18 protein-coding genes and 1 tRNA gene are annotated in these 18,863 nt (G+C 45.2%); 5 read left to right on the forward strand and 14 right to left on the reverse strand.

The annotated features are described in order from the left end of the window. Positions 1-374 precede the first annotated feature (374 nt). From ACDJ58_RS20105 to ACDJ58_RS20120, 4 genes are all read right to left on the reverse strand, one after another. Positions 375-2,090, reverse strand: coding sequence for an ABC transporter ATP-binding protein (locus ACDJ58_RS20105; protein ID WP_413372585.1), 1,716 nt, complete (start codon positions 2,088-2,090; stop codon positions 375-377). A 45-nt stretch (positions 2,091-2,135) separates the two neighbouring features. Beyond that, positions 2,136-3,167 carry a FecCD family ABC transporter permease gene (locus ACDJ58_RS20110; protein ID WP_413372587.1) on the reverse strand — a complete coding sequence of 344 codons (1,032 nt, stop codon included), beginning with the start codon at positions 3,165-3,167 and terminating at the stop codon, positions 2,136-2,138. A gap of 2 nt (positions 3,168-3,169) precedes the next feature. After that, positions 3,170-4,225 (reverse strand): FecCD family ABC transporter permease, encoded by a 1,056-nt coding sequence (locus tag ACDJ58_RS20115; protein ID WP_413372589.1) that lies wholly within the window; start codon positions 4,223-4,225, stop codon positions 3,170-3,172. Positions 4,226-4,463: 238 nt separating this feature from the next. Next, a complete protein-coding gene (locus tag ACDJ58_RS20120) occupies positions 4,464-5,201 on the reverse strand; it encodes a glycerophosphodiester phosphodiesterase (RefSeq protein WP_413372590.1) in 738 nt (245 codons plus the stop codon). Between the two features lie 358 nt (positions 5,202-5,559). Here ACDJ58_RS20120 and ACDJ58_RS20125 point away from each other — a divergent pair, with 358 nt between their 5' ends. Beyond that, entirely contained in the window at positions 5,560-5,754 is a 195-nt protein-coding gene (locus ACDJ58_RS20125; RefSeq protein WP_413372591.1) for a hypothetical protein, read from the forward strand. A gap of 175 nt (positions 5,755-5,929) precedes the next feature. Here ACDJ58_RS20125 and ACDJ58_RS20130 read toward each other — a convergent pair whose 3' ends face one another. From ACDJ58_RS20130 to ACDJ58_RS20150, 5 genes are all read right to left on the reverse strand, one after another. Next, the gene (locus tag ACDJ58_RS20130; protein WP_236703683.1) at positions 5,930-6,055 is read right to left on the reverse strand and encodes a YjcZ family sporulation protein; all 126 of its coding nucleotides are present in this window, start codon (positions 6,053-6,055) and stop codon (positions 5,930-5,932) included. A gap of 99 nt (positions 6,056-6,154) precedes the next feature. Beyond that, complete coding sequence (locus ACDJ58_RS20135) at positions 6,155-6,739, reverse strand: TIGR00730 family Rossman fold protein (RefSeq protein ID WP_413372592.1); 585 nt, start codon at positions 6,737-6,739, stop codon at positions 6,155-6,157. Positions 6,740-6,973: 234 nt separating this feature from the next. Further along, complete coding sequence (locus ACDJ58_RS20140; RefSeq protein ID WP_064636507.1) at positions 6,974-7,393, reverse strand: hypothetical protein; 420 nt, start codon at positions 7,391-7,393, stop codon at positions 6,974-6,976. A 20-nt stretch (positions 7,394-7,413) separates the two neighbouring features. After that, positions 7,414-8,082: a uracil-DNA glycosylase gene (ung, locus tag ACDJ58_RS20145; RefSeq protein WP_113054054.1), complete on the reverse strand. Its 669-nt coding sequence runs from the start codon at positions 8,080-8,082 to the stop codon at positions 7,414-7,416. A 275-nt stretch (positions 8,083-8,357) separates the two neighbouring features. Then, positions 8,358-9,578 carry a MalY/PatB family protein gene (locus ACDJ58_RS20150; RefSeq protein ID WP_413372594.1) on the reverse strand — a complete coding sequence of 407 codons (1,221 nt, stop codon included), beginning with the start codon at positions 9,576-9,578 and terminating at the stop codon, positions 8,358-8,360. Positions 9,579-9,825: 247 nt separating this feature from the next. Here ACDJ58_RS20150 and ACDJ58_RS20155 point away from each other — a divergent pair, with 247 nt between their 5' ends. Then, on the forward strand, positions 9,826-10,533 hold the full coding sequence (locus tag ACDJ58_RS20155) for a helix-turn-helix domain-containing protein (protein ID WP_413372595.1): 708 nt from the start codon (positions 9,826-9,828) through the stop codon (positions 10,531-10,533). A gap of 155 nt (positions 10,534-10,688) precedes the next feature. Here the strand turns inward: ACDJ58_RS20155 and ACDJ58_RS20160 are convergent, their stop codons facing one another. From ACDJ58_RS20160 to ACDJ58_RS20170, 3 genes are all read right to left on the reverse strand, one after another. Continuing rightward, positions 10,689-13,610 (reverse strand): insulinase family protein, encoded by a 2,922-nt coding sequence (locus ACDJ58_RS20160; protein ID WP_413372596.1) that lies wholly within the window; start codon positions 13,608-13,610, stop codon positions 10,689-10,691. A gap of 274 nt (positions 13,611-13,884) precedes the next feature. Next, a tRNA-Leu gene (locus tag ACDJ58_RS20165) sits at positions 13,885-13,970 on the reverse strand. 247 nt (positions 13,971-14,217) lie between these two features. Then, positions 14,218-14,667, reverse strand: coding sequence for a hypothetical protein (locus ACDJ58_RS20170; protein WP_413372598.1), 450 nt, complete (start codon positions 14,665-14,667; stop codon positions 14,218-14,220). A 205-nt stretch (positions 14,668-14,872) separates the two neighbouring features. Between ACDJ58_RS20170 and ACDJ58_RS20175 the strand changes: the two genes are divergently transcribed. Next, positions 14,873-15,109: a hypothetical protein gene (locus tag ACDJ58_RS20175; protein ID WP_413372600.1), complete on the forward strand. Its 237-nt coding sequence runs from the start codon at positions 14,873-14,875 to the stop codon at positions 15,107-15,109. Between the two features lie 175 nt (positions 15,110-15,284). On the opposite strand, the gene ACDJ58_RS20180 is transcribed toward ACDJ58_RS20175, so the two are convergent. Beyond that, complete coding sequence (locus ACDJ58_RS20180) at positions 15,285-15,767, reverse strand: DNA-entry nuclease (protein WP_413372601.1); 483 nt, start codon at positions 15,765-15,767, stop codon at positions 15,285-15,287. A 98-nt stretch (positions 15,768-15,865) separates the two neighbouring features. Beyond that, positions 15,866-17,014, reverse strand: a complete 1,149-nt coding sequence (locus ACDJ58_RS20185) for an ATP-binding protein (protein ID WP_413372602.1) — start codon at positions 17,012-17,014, stop codon at positions 15,866-15,868. Positions 17,015-17,318: 304 nt separating this feature from the next. Between ACDJ58_RS20185 and ACDJ58_RS20190 the strand changes: the two genes are divergently transcribed. Both ACDJ58_RS20190 and ACDJ58_RS20195 read left to right on the forward strand, forming a co-directional pair. Further along, positions 17,319-17,507, forward strand: coding sequence for a DUF6199 family natural product biosynthesis protein (locus ACDJ58_RS20190; RefSeq protein ID WP_053784205.1), 189 nt, complete (start codon positions 17,319-17,321; stop codon positions 17,505-17,507). Positions 17,508-17,651: 144 nt separating this feature from the next. After that, positions 17,652-18,854 carry an MFS transporter gene (locus ACDJ58_RS20195; protein ID WP_413372604.1) on the forward strand — a complete coding sequence of 401 codons (1,203 nt, stop codon included), beginning with the start codon at positions 17,652-17,654 and terminating at the stop codon, positions 18,852-18,854. Positions 18,855-18,863 lie beyond the last annotated feature (9 nt).

Here is an 18,863-nt window from a genome sequence, read left to right on the forward strand (position 1 = left end):
ATGAAAGCAACACGCAAGCTCGGTCCCCTTATACTCATGATTACCCTGATTGGCGCGTTGTTATCAGCCTGTGGTAGCAAAGCATAACCATCCACAACGACCGCTGAAGCAGAATCAGGTGAATCCACCACCTCAACTCAAGCGGAGTCCGAACAAAGTGAAACTAAGAGATCGTTTGCTCAAGTCATGCCACGTATTTTAAAACATCCTCTGACTTAGATGCGTGATTCTCTTCTCTTGCCAACAGGCACAACTTGAAATTAAAAAGTAGAAAAAGACGCCTTCGCTTACTCAGGATAATGAGTAGACGAAGGCGTTATTTTTTAATTCTTATACAGTTTTCTTATATTACGTTCACAAACGCTCTGTTACGTTCAGGCACCAAACTGTGCATAATGCAGACGGCTGTATACTCCACCTGCTTCAAGCAATTCTTCGTGTCTTCCCTGCTCTGTAATCCCTTGCTCGGCAACAACAATAATGCGATTCGCATTTTTGATCGTAGCCAATCTGTGGGCAATGACTAATGTAGTCCGTCCTTCGGACAATTCCGCAAGGGATTGCTGGATTGCTGCTTCTGTCTCAGTATCCAGTGCAGATGTAGCTTCGTCCAAAATTAGAATTGGAGGATTCTTCAGGAACATACGCGCAATGGACAAGCGCTGTTTCTGTCCGCCGGACAGTTTCACACCGCGTTCACCAATTAACGTGTCCATTCCTTCCGGCATGGAAGTGATCAGTGTTTCCATCTGTGCACGACGAGCTGCCATCCAGATTTCTTCTTCTGTTGCATCCAGCTTGCCATACGCGATATTCTCACGAACTGTTCCATCGAACAGGAACACGTCCTGCTGAACAATTCCGATCTGACTGCGCAATGAATCCAGCGTCATGTCTTGAATCTCCTGACCATCGATCGTGATGCGACCTTCCAGCACATCATAGAAACGAGGCAGCAGACTGCACAACGTTGTTTTCCCTGCACCGGATGGTCCTACAAGGGCCACTGTTTCGCCGGCGTGAATATTCAGATCAATCCCTTTAAGAACAGGCTCCTGATCCGAATAGCCAAAAGTCACCTGCTCATATCGGATATCTCCACGCAGATGAGATACCGTAGTGGCACCCGGTCGATCTTCAACGTCCGGCTCCATATCGAGCAATTCCGTATAACGTTTGAAACCTGCAATCCCTTTTGGATACGTCTCAATAACGGAGTTGATCTTCTGAATGGGTGTAAGAAACACATTGGACAACATAATAAATGCAATAAATTGACCATAGCTCATACTGCCTTGAATAACAAACCATGTGCCGCATACCAGTACAAAGAGGGATACCAGCTTCATCAGCATGTAACTGATGGAAGAGTTCCAGGCCATAATTTTGTATGCGATCAGTTTGGTCTGACGGAAACGGCTGTTGTTTACAGCGAATTGTGCTTTTTCATGCTCTTCATTAGCAAAAGCCTGAACCACGCGAATACCACTTACATTGTTTTCTACACGTGCGTTGAAATCCGCTATATCCCCGAACATTCGGCTAAATGCCTTGGACATCTTGCTGCCAAAATACAAGGATAGATAAATAATGAGCGGCACGATGATAAATGTTAACACGGCCAGATTTCCGTTAATGCTCATCATGATGCTGAATGCACCAATCAACGTCATGACTGCGATAAATACATCCTCCGGACCATGATGGGCAATCTCGCCGATATCCATCAGATCATTGGTCATACGAGAGACCAGGTGTCCGGTTTTGGTATTGTCAAAGAAACGGAATGATAGCTTCTGTACATGATTGAAAAGAGCTTTACGCATATCGGTCTCGATGTTAATGCCAAGCTTATGTCCCCAGTATGTAACAACAAAGTTGAGGAATGAGTTTAATAGATAGATCGCGAGCAGCGCAAGACATGCCCATAATATCCAGTCCCAGCGTCCCCCTGGCAAAAGGTCATCCACGACTCTATTGACTGCCAGCGGGAAGGCCAGTTCCAGCAGAGCTACGAAAATCGCGCAGCTAAAGTCCAGAATGAACAGCTTTTTGTAAGGCCTGTAATAGGCAAAGAAACGGCGAAGCATGGACTTAAGCCCTCCTTATAGCAACCATACAACATGATTGCCTTTCTATTTCGTTTTGCTCAAGAGATACAGGAAGTATGGGGCACCAATGATGGCAACCAGAATACCTGCTGGAATCTCTGAAGGCTGCAAAATTACACGTCCAAGCGTATCTGCAACAAGTACAAGCAATGATCCGACCAATGCGGATGCAGGCAAAAGGAACTGATGTTTTGGTCCCACGAGACGACGTGCCAAATGTGGACCGATTAGACCCACAAAACCAATGCCGCCACTGACGGATACGCATGATCCGGCTAGTCCCACGGCAGCAGCCAGCAGGATCAGTCTTTCGCGTTCTACCGGAGCGCCGAGACCACTTGCTGTTTGATCACCAAGGTTCAGTACATTGAGCACACGGGCTTTATACAGAACAAGCGGTACAAGGACTATGAGAAACGGCAGCAGCGCCGTTACGAATTTCCAATTGGAACCCCAGATGCTACCTGCCATCCAGGTCGCTACAAATTGATACTTCTCCGGACTGAGCCGAAGTGTTAGCACGATCATGGCTGAGCTGATCCCTGCTGCTACCCCAATCCCTGTAAGCAACATGCGAGTAGGCATGAGACCCTCTCCCTTTTTGTAAGAGAGCACATAAATCAGAAATGCAGCAAAAGTTGCACCGATCAGGGCCAGGATTGGCAGCAAAAATACTGGAGCAGCCGTCGTTGTCGGGAAGAAGGAAACAAACAACATAACAACCAATCCGGCTCCAGCGTTGATACCGAGAATCCCTGGATCAGCCAGAGGATTTCGGGATACCCCCTGCAAAATACAACCGGATAGTGCAAGTCCCGCACCGACCATAACCGAAATGACGATACGCGGCAAACGGAATTCAAACAGGATCAGTTCCTGCTTAGCTGTCCCACCGCCAAACAAGGTCCGCATAACCTCAAGTGGAGAAAGCCGAGTGAAGCCTGTATTCATACTGATAATAAAAGCCGTAATAATCAACGCACCAAGCACAATCATGACAATGGTGCTTTTTGTTCTCTTTTTGCGTTCTGCTCCAACCAGAGTTGAGGATTCCATCGTTACAGAGTCCTCCTTTCTTTACGCGCCAGATAGAGGAAGAAAGGTACCCCAATTAGGGCAACCAAGGCGCCAATTGGCGTCTCATATGGCGGGTTAATCATACGTGCAGCCAGATCCGCGAATACGAGCAGCAGACTGCCCATCACTGCGGAACATGGAATAATCCAGCGATAATCGACCCCAACTAATTTACGTGTGAGATGGGGGATGATAAGCCCTACAAAACCAACAGCACCAACCACGGATACCGCTGTACCTGCGAGGATCAGTACAACAATCAGACCAACCAGCTTAATCAAGCCAGTACGTTGACCCAATCCAACGGCGATGTCTTCTCCCAAGCTAAGCAGCGTAATGGAACGGGAGATAATAATCCCTGCAATAAGCGCAGCTAAAACCCAAGGAAACATGACTTCCAACTGGGACCACTTTGTCCCGGCTACACCGCCAGCTGTCCAGAAAGCGAGGTCTTGTCCAATTTTGAAATACAGTGCAATCCCTTCACTGAGTGCTGACAGCATCGCAGACACTGCCGCCCCCGCCAGAACGAGCCGGAGAGGTGTAAGTCCGGATTTGGACGCTGCACCGAAACCATAGACCAACAGAACCCCAAGTCCTGCCCCCACGAAGGAGTACAGAATAATATACATATATGGCATGCCCGGGAAAAAGGCAAAGCAGACAGCGAGCGCAAATCCTGCGCCAGCATTCAGTCCGAGCAACCCGGAATCTGCCAGCGGGTTACGGGTCATCCCCTGCATAATGGCACCGGCTACTGCGAAGCAGGCACCCACCATCGCTCCGCCAAGAATACGCGGTAACCGAATCTCCCATATAATCTGATGCGGAGTCAGTTCAGGATTAAAGTTAAAAATCGCCTCCCATACAACGCCCAGCTTGATATCTGCGGCCCCAAACGAAATGGACAACGCCATACCCAGCGCGAGCAGCAGAATCCCCCCTGTCAGGATCAATGTGGCAGCCCAGGGACGAGTGTGTATTTTGGCTGTCGGTGATTCCGCAGGTTGACTTGCCGATGAAACTTTCGAACTCATATGCCCCCACCCTTGTTATGAGTGATGTAGACAGATCCTATGTACATAACATTCACCTCTCTATTAATACAAAACTGATATTGATATTGATTCTCATTCCCATAGACCATTGTATGTCAACTAACTGTCTCTGGCAATGGACAAATGGGACATGTTTATTGCATAAATGAATTTTTGTACTAAAAAAGCTGCATGGAGTATAAGAACTCCAATGCAGCACCTTGGTTTTAAATATGAATTAACGACTATGTACAGCAGTCAATGCTGCCAGTACATCAGGCACATCTGTAATGATTCCCTGCACACCCATGTCGATCAGTTCCTGCATTTCGGCAGGATCATTCACCGTGAACGGATGTGTTGCAATTCCCTGAGCCAGCGCAGCAGCAACTTCTTCTCGTGTTACAGCCAGCTTGTAGGGATGCAGAGCAGAAGCTTCCAGTTTGGCAGCATAATCATATGGGCGGTACAGCTTTTCCATATATAGAAGTGCTGTACGAATTTCCGGGGCAAGACGTTTGCACCTCACTAATGAGGCATGATTGAAGCTGGAAAGAATGACCTGTTGTTCCATGCCCCAATCCCGAATCGCTTGTAGCATCTTTTCTTCCATTCCCTTATAACTGATAATACCATTTTTCAATTCAAGGTTAAGTAAAATGTCTTTCCCCCGAACCAGATCGAATAATTCATCCAAAGATGGAATGCGTTCTCCAGCAAAATCGGCATGGAACCAAGTTCCTGCGTCAAGAATACGCAACTCCTCATATAATTTATCCTTGACCCAGCCTTCTGCTCCGGCAGTGCGGCTTAACGTCTCATCATGTATCAGTACAAGTCTACCATCACTGGACAGCTGCACATCCGTTTCAATGCCTGTCGCTCCAAGCTGCAAGCTGCGTTCAAATGCAACCATCGTATTCTCGGGACATACGGCGGATGCTCCCCTATGGGCAATATTTTCAATTCTTTTCATTCCAGCGCCTCCTGAGTTCAACATTAACTCTATGATTCTCACTATAAACGCAGTTTGTCATACCTGTATTAACAGAGCGTTTAATTGTATGCTTCGTCCGTGTATAGGGCAACATCTTGGAAGGCTGGGGATTCACTCATTTTGTGAACTCAATCTGTAAAGCAGACATAATATAGTATCAGTCATAGACAACTGCACTCCGCTGTAAGGAGGTCGCCCTTTGAAACCCCTAACGAAGAAGAAATCGGTATCTCCCAAATCTTCCTCCAAAAAAGCTCCCTTACCCAGAATTTCTGCAAAAAGCAGATCCAGCAAACCCAGCTGTAAAACCCGAACTCCACCCGGACCACGCCAACACATGAAAAAGGCATCCGTTCGGGGTCTGGCTGTTCCCGACAAAACGAGTAATCAATCATCTATTATTAATGAACAGAGTCAACTGGATAAGTTGGCTTTTATCGCTGCCATCCTTGCTCTTATTGCAGCCGCAATTGGACTATACATTGCCTGGAAAACACTCAGTTTGCCTGGTGATACTGTGGTAACGGTCTAACTCCCCTCGCCCCACTCTGTCTCTCTTTACCATGGAGGCGGAGTTCTTTTTTTTGCAGACAGAAAAAAAACCGTTCCCCTGAGACACCGGCCGTACCGGCGTCTCTTGGAAAGGCCATTTCTTCATCGGGCGTTGTCCCGGCGACTACGTCACCGTCCCGGAATGGCTGATCGATTTACAGAACGAATGTACGAGAGATGATAACGAGCAGGATGAATAACACCAGAATTGCGCCTGTTGATGTCCATGCTCCACCGCCAAAACCTCCGTAACCGTATCCTGTGCCTTTGATTTCGCTCATGAGTGACACTCCCCTCTTTTTAAGAAAGTACACTATAGACTATGTTTGGGGAGGGAACTTGCTTGGGCACATCGGAAAGTTTTCCGCTGGAGCGGGTAGTTATTTATCATGAAGCTGTGACCACTTCTGGGTCAACTGTGCCGGAATATAGGATGACATCCGGTTCAACAGTTCAGCCGGGTCAGACTCCAGACTCCATAGACTGAGATGTGAGGTATTGGAAAATCCTTCATGCACGCTGTGCTCAACCATTTTCATCAGCGGCTCGTAATATCCGTTTACATTTAACAAACCGACGGGTTTACGATGAATGCCAATTTGTGCCCAGCAAAGAACCTCGAATAATTCTTCGAATGTCCCCATACCACCAGGAAGCGCTACAAATCCGTCGGACAGCTCGGCCATCGTTGCCTTGCGTTCATGCATCGTTCCCACTTCAATCAGCTGCGTAAGACCACCATGTACGACCTCTCCGCGGAATAAACCAGTCGGCATGACACCAATCACTTCTCCACCCTGTTCCAGAGCAGCATCGGCGACCGCACCCATTAATCCCATACATGAACCGCCATAGACGAGAGCGTACCCGCTATCGGCGATCTGTTTACCCAATTTAATAGCCTGCTGTGTGTAATCGGGGTGATTTCCCGGGTTGGAGCCTGCAAAAACACATATACGTTTCAATGGGTTTCACTCCTTCTCATTATCTATTTCATTAGTGTATAACATGAGTGTAAATACTATGTTACATCACTCATCATACACAAGTGAATAAAAAAAACACCCGACCGTTTGCAGCCGGCCGGGCTCCCATAATTAGTACACATCTTTTAGAAGGGGTTGTTACTGTTTACTATAAAGGCCGAACATTAAATCCATATGATCTTTGCATGAAATGAATATTAAATATCAGTGGACTTATCGTATCCCACGCCGTGAGCGCACCACAAACATATGCTTGTCCTTGCGAAGAATCCGGCCGTCTGCAAGCTCAACCTGATCATCATCATGACGTATAATCGTTGTGGATAATGCTACAATTTTGGCCCGACGCCAAATCATAACCTGTGATTTGAAATAGATGGCATTTTCAAATTGTACCGCCTTTTTCATCACATATCCAACCTTATGCACCTCGGAACGCGCTTTTTTCAAGGGAAGGCTTTCTTCAGGCAGAGGCCGGATCATTGCGATATTGTCGAACGATACCTTGATCCGCTTGGGTCCGATTCGTACACAATCCGCTTCTTCATCCCACTCGACCAGCGTTCCTTTCAGTGGCTCTCGTATGCCGGTTGCACGATATACGGCTACTTTCCGTCCTACCCAATGTCGCAATGCCTTCGCCCCCCGTTTGTCTAGTTTTCCGGTATCGTCCAATCAATCGGTTCAATACCTTTGGAGGTCAAAAATTCATTGGCTTTGGAAAAAGGACGACTGCCCAGGAAGCCACGATGTGCTGCAAGCGGACTTGGATGCGTAGACTCCAACACCAGGTGTTTATCCCGGTTAATGAATGCCCCTTTCTTCTGGGCATGACTGCCCCAAAGCATAAATACCATCGGTTCTGAACGTTCATTCAATGCCCGGATGACAGCGTCTGTAAACGTCTGCCATCCCAGTCCCTGATGGGAGTTCGGCTGCCCTTCCCGTACCGTCAGAACCGCATTAAGCAACAGCACACCCTGCTCTGCCCAATGAACCAGCGATCCGTGATTCGGAATCGGCAGACCTAGATCCGCGTGAAGCTCCTTATATATATTTTTCAAAGAAGGAGGAATGCGCACCCCCGGTCTGACAGAGAAACTTAATCCTTGAGCCTGACCTGCTCCGTGATAAGGATCCTGACCGATAATAACAGCCTTGACCTTATGATACGGGGTCAGTTTAAGAGCCGAGAACAAATCTTCCTTGGGTGGAAAGATGGTCTGTGTTTTATACTCGGCGGCGAGTGCATAACGAATGTTGTTGAAATACTCGGCTTCAGTCTCTTCCTGAAGTACCGTGTCCCAATCATTTCCAAACATATGTAAAGGCTCCTTTCCCTGATGAATACATATCCGTGCAGTCCACATAACGAACTGCCACCTGCGTGAGCCGTATCCTACGACTCATAGACTATCCACCATTTTAACATAACCGGGGACAGCAGACCAGAAGTGTACATCAGGGGAATAGGTTGCCTGTATAACTAACGTTACTTCAGACTTACCACGGAATGGCTATCGCTGTGAATTGATGCGTTCTGAATCTGTACTTCAGCGTTAAAGCAATTCTGTACCTTGTTTATAGTTAATTGAATTCAGACTTGAACGGGTACACCCTCATCTTTATTGACCAACACAGTGCTTATTCTTCTGAGCCCCTCTTCAAGAACCGAACGCGGACATGCCAGGTTCAGACGGATACACCCGCCTCCATTAGCTACAAACATATGCCCATCTTCAAGTAATACCCCCGCTTGTTCAGCGAAAAATAAAGGCAGGTTTACATTTTGGGGGACGTATGCCGTAATATCAATCCATGCCAGATACGTAGATTCCGGAATATGAAAGATCGCCTGTGGCAGATAACGTTTCACATATTGATCCACAAAGGAAAAATTGTCATCGAGATACGTTTTCAACTGTTTCAACCATTCGTCGCCATGTTCATAAGCAGCTTGAGTCGCAGCAATGCTCAGCGGATTTTTGAATCCATAATGCCGTGTTTGCCAGATCGTTCGGAGTCCTTCATTTGCAATAATTACGTTGGAGAACATCAGGCCCGCCATGTTGAACGTTTTGCTCGGCGACATACAGGTAACAATTCGATCCGTATCCGGGAACAGCTTGGCAAGCGGTGTATGCTTCTTTCCTGTACGCAGCAAATCACAGTGAATTTCATCCGAAATTACCCACACGTTATGGTTCAGACAAATCTCGCCCACACGTTGTAACTCTTCTGTTGACCATACCCGTCCGGACGGATTATGCGGATTGCAAAAAATACATAACGTGACTTGTTCATCGCTGGCTTTGGCTTCAAAATCTGCAAAGTCTATTGAATAATGTCCCTGCTCGTTGATCAGATCTGAGCAAACTAGTTCAAGATGATTATGCTCCGCAGCCGATTTGAAAAAACCATAGGAGGGTGTCACAATCAGCACCTTTTCATTCGGTTTGCAAATATATTCAACTAATTCATATAGAGCAGGAATGATCCCATGCGATGTCTCCAGATGCTCCTTGGGAAAAGACCAGTCGTAGTATCTGTTCATCCAGTTGGAGACAGCTTCGTAGTATGCCGGATCGAACACCTGGGAGTACCCCATAATTTTCCGGTCCAAACGCTCCTTAACTGCTTCCCGTATTTCGGGAGGTGTGGCAAACTCCATATCTGCAATCCACATGCGAATAAATTCTTCATCCTTAAAGGGAAATTTCATATCTTCTGTTGCATTAAAAATATATTGACGGAAACCATCCGTATTCATGGCATTGGTTCCTGTGCGATCGATAATCTCATCAAAATCATACTTCATAGCCTTCTGCGCCTCTTTCTCTCTGTTCTCCATCCTGGGATGAGGTTCTGTTAGACACATTATTTCATGGCTTAGAAGTGACATCAAACGCAATACAATCTATTCAAAAGAAACAAATCCATCTTAATGTTTCTTCTGAATAGGTATTTTCATGAAAAAAGTGTTATATTTTTCGTATAGATTGATTTTACCAATGGGTTTCACCTTTTCTCATATTCTTAAGAAACTTAGCAGAAGGAGATCCGATATGAACACCATCAACAAAGAAGTCGGCAAGAAAATCCGTAATTTTCGCAAATGGAAAGGGTTAACGGTCCAGCAGCTGGCAGATCAGATTCACAAAAGCAAAGCTACTCTGTCCAAGTATGAGAGCGGAGATATTACACTTGATGTAGTCACGCTGCATCAAATTGCTGATTCATTGAACATTCAAGTGGAGCAGCTGCTGTATATCGAGCCCAAGCAAGCTTCTCCTCTTATGAATACGGTACCGTCCAGCTTTTTCAAAAATTCCACAAGATTTTATTCGTATTTTTATGACGGGCGAAACAATAGCCTCATCCGTTGTGTCATTGACATGATGGCACAGTCGGACGCGAATCGTTATCGAACCGTAATGTATATGAACGTCAAGAATTTTGAGAATTATCAAGAATGCGAAAATATGTATTGGGGCCACACCGAGCATTACGACACACTCACCACGCTGATTCTGAAAAATCAGGCTACACCGCTGGAGAATCTGTATATTAACATTTTAGCATCTTTTCAGGAGTCCGAGAAAAAGTGGGGATTGATGGCAGGTGTTTCCTTCCGCCCCTTTATGCCCATCGCTTTGAAAATGCTATTCTCTCGAACGCCCTTGCCTGAGAATCAGGAGTTATATAACGAGCTGAAAATTTCTAAGGAAGATCTGCGTACGTTAAAGATCTATAATATGCTCGCCGTCACCTAAACCTTCAACATAAGCTGCTGATTGATCAGATTAGATTGGAAAAGAAAACCCGGTAACAAGAAAAGGGCGGCAGTTATAAGCTATTACAGCTCATAAAAGCGCCCTTTGGGATCAGATGTTTATTGCTTCATGCTTCGACTTGATGCATCATTCGATTAGTTCTTGATTAAATCAAGGGTTTCGTCAAATAATTGCTTCTGGTCCTCAATCTTGTTTTCATTACCGATAACACAGCGTTGCTGCTGCTCCAATATGGCGGATACCACTTCCGCAAAACCTATAATGTCACTTTCTGTTGTGCTTAGCACTTCATCCCGTTCTTTCTGAAGATCGGCTTCGGTGACATTAGACAGATAACATTCCAGAGAGAATGATCCTTCGCCATAAGGCGTTCTTGGTGTATCGAGGTCCTGGATGGCGCCAATGATATATCTCGTCATTTCCCGTGTATCTGCTTTGAAATCCTTCAGGTATTGCGGCATCTCTTCATAAACTTTGTATGTTTTTTCGAGATTCGGGTCGCGGTACGATGCTACATAGCTGTCTCCGTTACGTCTGAAACCTGACATGCAGCCGTATGCTCCGCCTTTGGCCCTGATATTGTTCCACAAGTAATCCAGAGATAGAATCCCCTGCAAGACACGGAGTGAGCCTGTGTACGAATACCCTTTATCAATAAAGTTACCTGTTTGAACAACATATTGGACTTCAGATGGTGATCTGAATCCTTCTTTGTGATGAACAGGTGTAAATGCCTCTTTTTCTTTGGCAACATCTTGGGTGAACAGCTTCGCTTTCAAATCGGATACCTGTTTCTCTAAGCCCGTATATCCCTGATCATCCGCAGTGTAACTTACCAGCAAGTTTTCTGGTCTGAAAATAAAGCTAGTCAACGATTGAAGGCTGGTCGACAGTTCTTCTTTTCTAGCCTCAAAGTTCGCCTGAAGCTCCTCAAGCCACTGGTAAAAGGCGATGCCGCTAACCGCTTCCCTGAAGTCTGCAACAGCCGAGTGTTTAGAGGTAGAACGGCCAATTCCCGCTGAATGCCCTCCGCTGATCAGATTGCGCTGCAAGTTGCCTTTCAACTGAGCAATAATTTCGTATAAACGCTTCGAATCATCAAATTTGGACGTAAACACAATTTCCTTGATCATGTCAAAAGCAAATCCAAGCTTGTCATACAGCACTTTGGCGTTGAATTCATACGTAGCCTTGAAATCACGGTGCTCATGCGCGTTTGCATACGTACCGATGCCACTATGAATGCCCCCGGAATGAATGTGAATTTCATTCGACAATTCATTAAATGAGAAATTCTGAGTGTCGACGTAACCAAGCACACTTTTCAGCAATCCAACATACGGCAGCAAACGCCGTGGGACTTCCTTAATATCGAACAACAGTCTCAGATAACCGATCCCATTGGTATAGATGTTATGGTGCAGAACGGTTGTACCTTCGACCTGATTTACCGTCTGATACAGCGTCGATGCTTTCGGTTCAATATCCTCTATCGATAACGTTGGAATCACCTGTTGTTGTTCCTTGGTTGAAGGTGCATTCTGGTACTCGGCAAGAGCCTCAGTTCTCTGAATGAGTTGCTGAATCTCTTCCTGACTCAGTCCCGCCTGAACTGATTTCAGATGTGCTTTCAGCGCTTCCTCTTTACGTGCGTTCAATCCTTTATCCGGGGTGACAGCAACGAAAGAAGTATGCGTATTTTTCAGTAAATACGTCTCAATCAACTTCTCGAAGTAACCCTCGGTCATCTTCGTTCTCAGCTCAGCAAATACGTCATTCGCTTCCAAATGAGTAAATGGAGCTTCGACATCATACAGCCAGCTTTGCAATGAGGAGAAACCATAGATTAATCCTTTGGGCATTCTTCCATAATCGGCTTCACGGTGGTTGAATTCATAGGAATTAATACCTGCGAGCAGCGCTTTTGGATCAAAGCCTTCTTTCACAACACGCTCCAGCACCTCTTTTACCGTCCCCAGAAAATCTTCTTTGCTTGCCAGATTACTCTTCTTCAATCCAACGGTGAACACAGGCTGATACAGGCTGTCATCATACGTACCATATACATCCTTCGCAATGCCCTTATCCAGCAAAGCCTGCTTCAGAACCGCTCCTGGAGCGTTAAGCAGTGCGTACAGCAAAATTTGAAACGAGATGTTTAATTCCTTGTCCAGACTTGTTCCAATGACCGCATTATAGGTCAAGAAGCTGTTATCCACTTCTGATTCGGTACTTCCGGCAGAATATGTCTTAACTGCGTCCACTCTTTGTCCGAATGCAGGCTGGAGCTGAATGGCAGAATCAATCTCGATTCGATCATACTCACTCAGATAGTTTTCATCTAACCACTGCAATTTCTCTTCCATATCCATATCCCCATACAAATAAATGAAGCTGTTGGACGGATGATAGTATCTGGAGTGGAAATCCAGCAAGCCTTGATAGGTCAGATCGGGAATTGCATCGGGAAATCCGCCTGATTCACAAGAATATGTAGTATCCGGGAAAAGTGAATTCAGGACTTCTCTGCGCACAATCCGTTCCGGTGAAGAAAATGCGCCCTTCATCTCGTTATATACAACACCGTTATAAGTTAACTCATCTTCAGCTGAGGTCAGCTTGTAATTCCAACCCTCCTGCAGAAATATTTTTTCATTATCATAAATATTCGTGTGGAGTACCGCATCCAAATAAATATCCATCAGGTTATGGAAGTCATGATCATTCCGACTTGCAATCGGATAGATCGTTTTATCGGGATATGTCATCGCATTCAGAAATGTATTAAGAGAACCCTTCAGCAATTCAACAAAGGAATCCTTGGCCGGAAATTTCTTGGAGCCACACAGTACGGAATGTTCCAGAATGTGAGCTACACCTGTATTGTCTTCCGGAGGAGTACGGAAACCGATACTGAACACTTTATTATCATCCTGATTAGATAAGAGTACAATTTTGGCTCCGGATTTCTGATGTTCCAGGAGATACGCATCTGACTTCAACTCTTCGATTCTGCGTTCCTGCAGCACCTTATAGGGCTTAAGCTGTTTCAACATGGGTCGAGTCCTCCGTCCATAAAATTGTTTATTTTGTTATGCAACCTTGAGTTCTTCAAGTTCAAAGATAAAGGTAATTTATGCCTACGGATAGTATACACCATCGATCCTGGTAATTCATAATGGGCAGCCCCACAGGCGTCATCTGATATGTATTATCATTTTTTAATGTTTATGAACCTGAATGGCACGGCAAAGAATAACAAAATTTTCAAACAAAAAAAGATCGCATGAACAACTTGTTTAACAAGCGTCATGCGATCTTTTCTTAGGATGCCGAGGACCGGGATCGAACCGGTACGGTAGTCACCTACCGCAGGATTTTAAGTCCTGTGCGTCTGCCAATTCCGCCACCCCGGCATATGTATGTATTGCTTCATCACTTCAGGCGACAAGAAATATCTTACCATAAAATTTATCACTTTGCAACACCTTAATATAAAATAATCCAAAAAAAATGAAACAGGCACTGCCAGCGTTAGCGAGCAGTGCCTAGAAAGTTCGAGTTGCGGTCCCGAACTTTCTTTAAACCATCTATATTAAGGGAGGTGTGAAATAAGAATACCTCCCCAACATTAAAAAAACCTAAAATCAGGCTTAAATTAAACTAAAAAAGAAGAATAGGTGCAATTCGGGCCGCCTCTTCCTCGCTGCATTCCACAACCACCAAGATATGCCCCTGCACCAGCCAATCTTCATAATAATTAGCATCTTCTTCGGAGACCCCTGCTTCTGTCAAGGTAAGCACCAGATCATCCGTGTCATTTCCAATCTCGTTGCCTGCGAGTTTACGTACCGCTTTTCCGATGGACATCGTCTGATCCATCCGCTTGCCCAGACCAGCAAGCACCCCTTTAAGCACGCCTAGTGCACCGTCTGTTCCTGCGCCCTTCAGAGGCATAGGCAAACCAGTCTTCTCGCTTACCATTTCGAGATTAACCTGTTCTTTGGCTACCGCACCCAAATATTTATCTGCTATACCTTCTTCTTTTAAGTTATTCAGCATGATAATGGCTTCATTCTCCGTGCGTACAATTCCAATCAGCAATTGTGTCATTTATTCCCCCTCCTTTTACCCTTATATAACCCTTGTTGCTTCTTCAAAAACGGATCACATGTAATAAGTCCTTTCACCTATGTAAAATTTAATTTCTGATCTGGAAATCTATACCTAGTTCTGATAGACTAGATAAAGAAGACAAATTAACCATTGAAATTATTGACATATCGAATTACTATTCCATAACCAGGAGCAATGACATATGAAAAAAGAGGTAGAAATTGCCATTCGACGCAAACAACAAATCATCGTTCGTAATACAAGTGGACAAACGGTAGCTGGATTTCCGGAACGTACAGCCGATGCTTCCATTCTTTCCTTACGGACAGTCCATGGAAGCCTGTGGATTCCATTCGACGAAGTGGAACAAGTCACACGTCTGTTAAGCATTCGCTCTCATCATTTAAGTGGAATGCAGTTGTGTACGGCTGATCTGTAAACAGGGAACAAGTACTTCATGTATTTATACGTGAACTAGACGTGTTTATTTCGTCCTTCATAAAATAAACCAGACGCTTCGACGTCTGGTTTTATTTTTGCCTTTTACGCTATGCCACAATTTTTCAAAGCCAAGGCATTTCTGCATCAATTACTTTCTCATTCATAGTCCGTCGTTATTTCACCACAAACTTTACTCGTGTTCCATCCGGATATGTACTTAGTTGGTTTCCCACCCATGAGCCTGCACCACGATTATCTTTGGGACTAATATATTGGATATCCGCACCCGCACCGCCTTCCGCACACATCGCCATTGGCCATTCATCCCGGTCTTTCCCCTTTTTGACCGGAACACCTTTGAGTGACAAATCCCGATTACCTTCAGCTCCACTGCGATCAATGGTGCATACATCCGAATGTCCTGCTTTGATGGCCGTCTTGATATGATTGGCCGTTTCGGGATATCGCTCGGCTGGGAATGTGATAGTATGATCTACGCCCCCCTTGCTTCCCCCAAATTGGGACGGTATATCCAGAGACCATTCTCCCCCAACCCATGCATAGAGAGCTACCATTAACATTGCCACCAGCGTCAATATCTGCTTTTTAAATCGTTGCTTGCCCTTGCTCTTTCTACTTCTGCGTCTTTTACTCATGCTGTTTCTCCCCCATTCAACACTTGCATTATACCAGAACGCCAGTTCGCTAAACAATATAAAAAAACAGCCGACATTTCCCGGCTGTTCTGCATAGACTACCCCACGTTAGGAATCGCCTGTTGTCGAAGTAAAGGCAAGGTAACCTGAAACTTCGTTCCTTTTCCCTCGATACTCTCCACCGATATTTGACCATTCATCAATTCGAGCAACTCTTTGCAGATGGTGAGTCCAAGTCCGCTGCCGCCAAATTTGCGTGCGTGGGAGACGTCCGTCTGCGTGAATGCTTCAAACAATTGATTAATTTTATTATCTGGAATGCCAATTCCCGTGTCGTGTACAGTGAATACCAGGATAACGGTATTCCCTCGCTGCTCCTGAATATCCATCTGTAATTGCACTTCACCTTGTTCCGTGAATTTAATAGCGTTGCTGAGTAGGTTATCCAGCACTTGTCGGAGACGCAGAGGATCTCCCGTGAGTACATCAGGAGTAGCCAGATCCGCATGACAGAGCAAGCGAATTTGTTTATTCTGCGCCGCGAGTTCATGTGTCTTAATAATCTGTTGAATCAGCTTCAACGGCTGAAACTCAATTTGCTCCACTCTCATTTTCCCTCTGCCCAGCTTGGCCATATCAAGACTATTGTTGACAATATTCAGAAGAGCTTCCCCTGACTGGCGCGCAAGCTCCAAGTACTCTTTCTGCTCCTCACTGTTGTCACCCATGCCGACAAGTTCGATCATGCCCATAATCCCGTTCAGCGGCGTGCGAAGTTCATGGTTCAGCTTCCCAATGAACTCCAGCTCTCCCCTACTGTTCATTTCTGTTAGCGAAGCTGCCATCCGCAACTGCTGCTCACCATATTTCCGCTCCGAAATATCGTATTGAATCCCTACAAAAAACAGACATTCCCCTGAATCATCGAAAATAGGATCGATATTCAGTTCATTCCAGAATTTCTGTCCATGCTTCGTATAGTTCAGAATCTCTGTCTTGATCGACTGCTGCTTCTTCAACGCTTCGCGAATTTTCTGTACGGTTTCCGGGTCCGTATCCGGCCCTTGCAGGAACCGACAATTCTGTCCCATCGACTCTTCTGCACTATATCCGGTTAATTCACTAAAATATTCATTTACATACATTAGCGGAAAATCAGGCAAGGTAGCATCGACTACGGTCACGGAAGATTTAATCTTAGAGATAATAAATTCCCATTGTATAGCGAGTTGATTGTATTTAGTCATGCTTCCTCCTTCATCTCACCAAACTTTGTTGTGTTGTGTTCATGCTCATAATGAAGCTATCGATAACCCGATGGTATGTGATTATATAAAAACAATATAATTAATTGTAACATAGTTATTCAAGCCATGTGTTCCTTGGGTAATATCTGATTAATACAGTCACAAAAACTTATCATGTCATCAGGAGGATCACTCATGAAATTTTTATTAATCGTCATTATTATTATTTTGCTTGTTTTCTTCTTCTCCAGACGTAAACGTTAATTTTGAGCCGGTCATGTAAAATGAGGAAGGAAGATCGGGCATGAGAACCCTCTTTTTTATATTCATGACACTTTGTATCATTAATTTGTGCTTCCCGAAATTTGGCTGGTACTTGCGTTATGGCTGGATTTCCCGGGGAGAGGCTGAGCCCAGCAGACCTTATATGGCGATGACCAGAATGACCAGTCTGTTGATGCTGCTTATCGCTTTTACGCTCGTTGTGGCTTGAATTATAGAAACCAGAACGGCAGCTGTCCCTTGGGACAGCTGCTTTTTTGCTGCTTCAATGACGGGAAAATGACAACTTTGTTTGTGGTGCGTTTGCAACGATACCCGTAATATATAATTATCGTTGTGGAAAGGACACCTTAGCATGAACATCGCATTTTATCCATATTGGGCTGCCAAAACGCTGCTTTCTCTCATTAATGTTATATATATCATGGTTATCACGACGTTTATTTACGGTCAGACCGGGTCTGTCCTTTACGCTGCGTTGTTTCCATTCATTCAAATGTCAGCGCGTATCGTGGCAGGATTTACTGCACCACTGCTTGTGAACCGTTTCGCATTCTCCAGGCTGATTATTAGCATTCCTTTAGCCAAAACATTGATGATTACCGGAATCGCCATCGCATTTACCGATCTCACTGCTCACATTCCTCTTCTGCTTGTGGGAATAGCGATCCTCTCGTTCCTGGACGGATGGGAGTCTCCATTAATAAGCACATTAACCCCACGATTGGTTCAAGGAGAAGATCTGGTGAAGGCGAATAGTTTTCTCTCGTTCTCTACTCAGACCGTGACGATCATTGGATATGCGATGACAGGATTCATTGTTATGCACTGGGGTGCTTCACAAACATTTTGGGCAGCTACAAGCTTATCCTGGGCTGTCCTGCTTCTGATGATTACGATCAGCTCACTTACCCGCGATATTCGAGAAAAAGTCGAGAAGTCCACTTCCAGATGGGATGTATTAAGGGAAGGTTGGCTTATCCTTTGGAAAAATCGGTCGTTGCGCCTGATAACGTTCATGGATCTGGTTGAAGGTCTTGCTGGCTCCATCTGGATCGGCGCTATCACGCTTGCTTTTGTGAAAGAAGCTTTGGGCCAAGAGGAAGGTTGGTGGGGACTTATCAACTCCAGCTATTCTGCCGGCACCATTCTTGGGGGAATTCTGGCCATCACCTTGGCCACTCGCATACAGAAGCACTTGATCTCCAGTATGGCCATAGGTTCTCTTCTCTTCAGCTTGCTGACCATCGCATACGGTTTAAACAGCCTTCCTTGGCTTGCTCTGGTATTGTGTATGCTTATGGGTCCTGCTTATCAGATCCGCGATATTGCTCAGCAGACGGCTTTTCAGACCAGTGTGCCCATCGAATCCCTGTCCAAGGTATACGCAGCACATGGAATTATTCTCTCAGCTGCCATGAGCATATCTACGGTAATCTTCGGTCTGATTGCTGATCAAATGGGGATTCGGCTGGTATATTTGATTGGCGGTGCCTTATTCATCGTATCCTCCCTGTGCTCTTTCCGGTTAAATCGAATTAAAGAGCAAAATGATTAAATCAAAAAA

Source organism: Paenibacillus taichungensis (genome assembly GCF_047302525.1).
Taxonomy (GTDB): domain Bacteria; phylum Bacillota; class Bacilli; order Paenibacillales; family Paenibacillaceae; genus Paenibacillus; species Paenibacillus taichungensis_B.

Excerpts from the sequence above, each read along its gene's own strand:
- ACDJ58_RS20105 (WP_413372585.1), bottom strand. The coding sequence starts at position 2,090 with ATGCTTCGCCGTTTCTTTGCCTATTACAGGCCTTACAAAAAGCTGTTC.
- ACDJ58_RS20110 (WP_413372587.1), bottom strand. The coding sequence starts at position 3,167 with ATGGAATCCTCAACTCTGGTTGGAGCAGAACGCAAAAAGAGAACAAAA.
- ACDJ58_RS20115 (WP_413372589.1), bottom strand. The coding sequence starts at position 4,225 with ATGAGTTCGAAAGTTTCATCGGCAAGTCAACCTGCGGAATCACCGACA.
- ACDJ58_RS20120 (WP_413372590.1), bottom strand. The coding sequence starts at position 5,201 with ATGAAAAGAATTGAAAATATTGCCCATAGGGGAGCATCCGCCGTATGT.
- ACDJ58_RS20125 (WP_413372591.1), top strand. The coding sequence starts at position 5,560 with ATGAAAAAGGCATCCGTTCGGGGTCTGGCTGTTCCCGACAAAACGAGT.
- ACDJ58_RS20130 (WP_236703683.1), bottom strand. The coding sequence starts at position 6,055 with ATGAGCGAAATCAAAGGCACAGGATACGGTTACGGAGGTTTTGGCGGT.
- ung (WP_113054054.1), bottom strand. The coding sequence starts at position 8,082 with ATGTTTGGAAATGATTGGGACACGGTACTTCAGGAAGAGACTGAAGCC.
- ACDJ58_RS20150 (WP_413372594.1), bottom strand. The coding sequence starts at position 9,578 with ATGAAGTATGATTTTGATGAGATTATCGATCGCACAGGAACCAATGCC.
- ACDJ58_RS20155 (WP_413372595.1), top strand. The coding sequence starts at position 9,826 with ATGAACACCATCAACAAAGAAGTCGGCAAGAAAATCCGTAATTTTCGC.
- ACDJ58_RS20160 (WP_413372596.1), bottom strand. The coding sequence starts at position 13,610 with ATGTTGAAACAGCTTAAGCCCTATAAGGTGCTGCAGGAACGCAGAATC.
- ACDJ58_RS20170 (WP_413372598.1), bottom strand. The coding sequence starts at position 14,667 with ATGACACAATTGCTGATTGGAATTGTACGCACGGAGAATGAAGCCATT.
- ACDJ58_RS20175 (WP_413372600.1), top strand. The coding sequence starts at position 14,873 with ATGAAAAAAGAGGTAGAAATTGCCATTCGACGCAAACAACAAATCATC.
- ACDJ58_RS20180 (WP_413372601.1), bottom strand. The coding sequence starts at position 15,767 with ATGAGTAAAAGACGCAGAAGTAGAAAGAGCAAGGGCAAGCAACGATTT.
- ACDJ58_RS20185 (WP_413372602.1), bottom strand. The coding sequence starts at position 17,014 with ATGACTAAATACAATCAACTCGCTATACAATGGGAATTTATTATCTCT.
- ACDJ58_RS20190 (WP_053784205.1), top strand. The coding sequence starts at position 17,319 with ATGAGAACCCTCTTTTTTATATTCATGACACTTTGTATCATTAATTTG.
- ACDJ58_RS20195 (WP_413372604.1), top strand. The coding sequence starts at position 17,652 with ATGAACATCGCATTTTATCCATATTGGGCTGCCAAAACGCTGCTTTCT.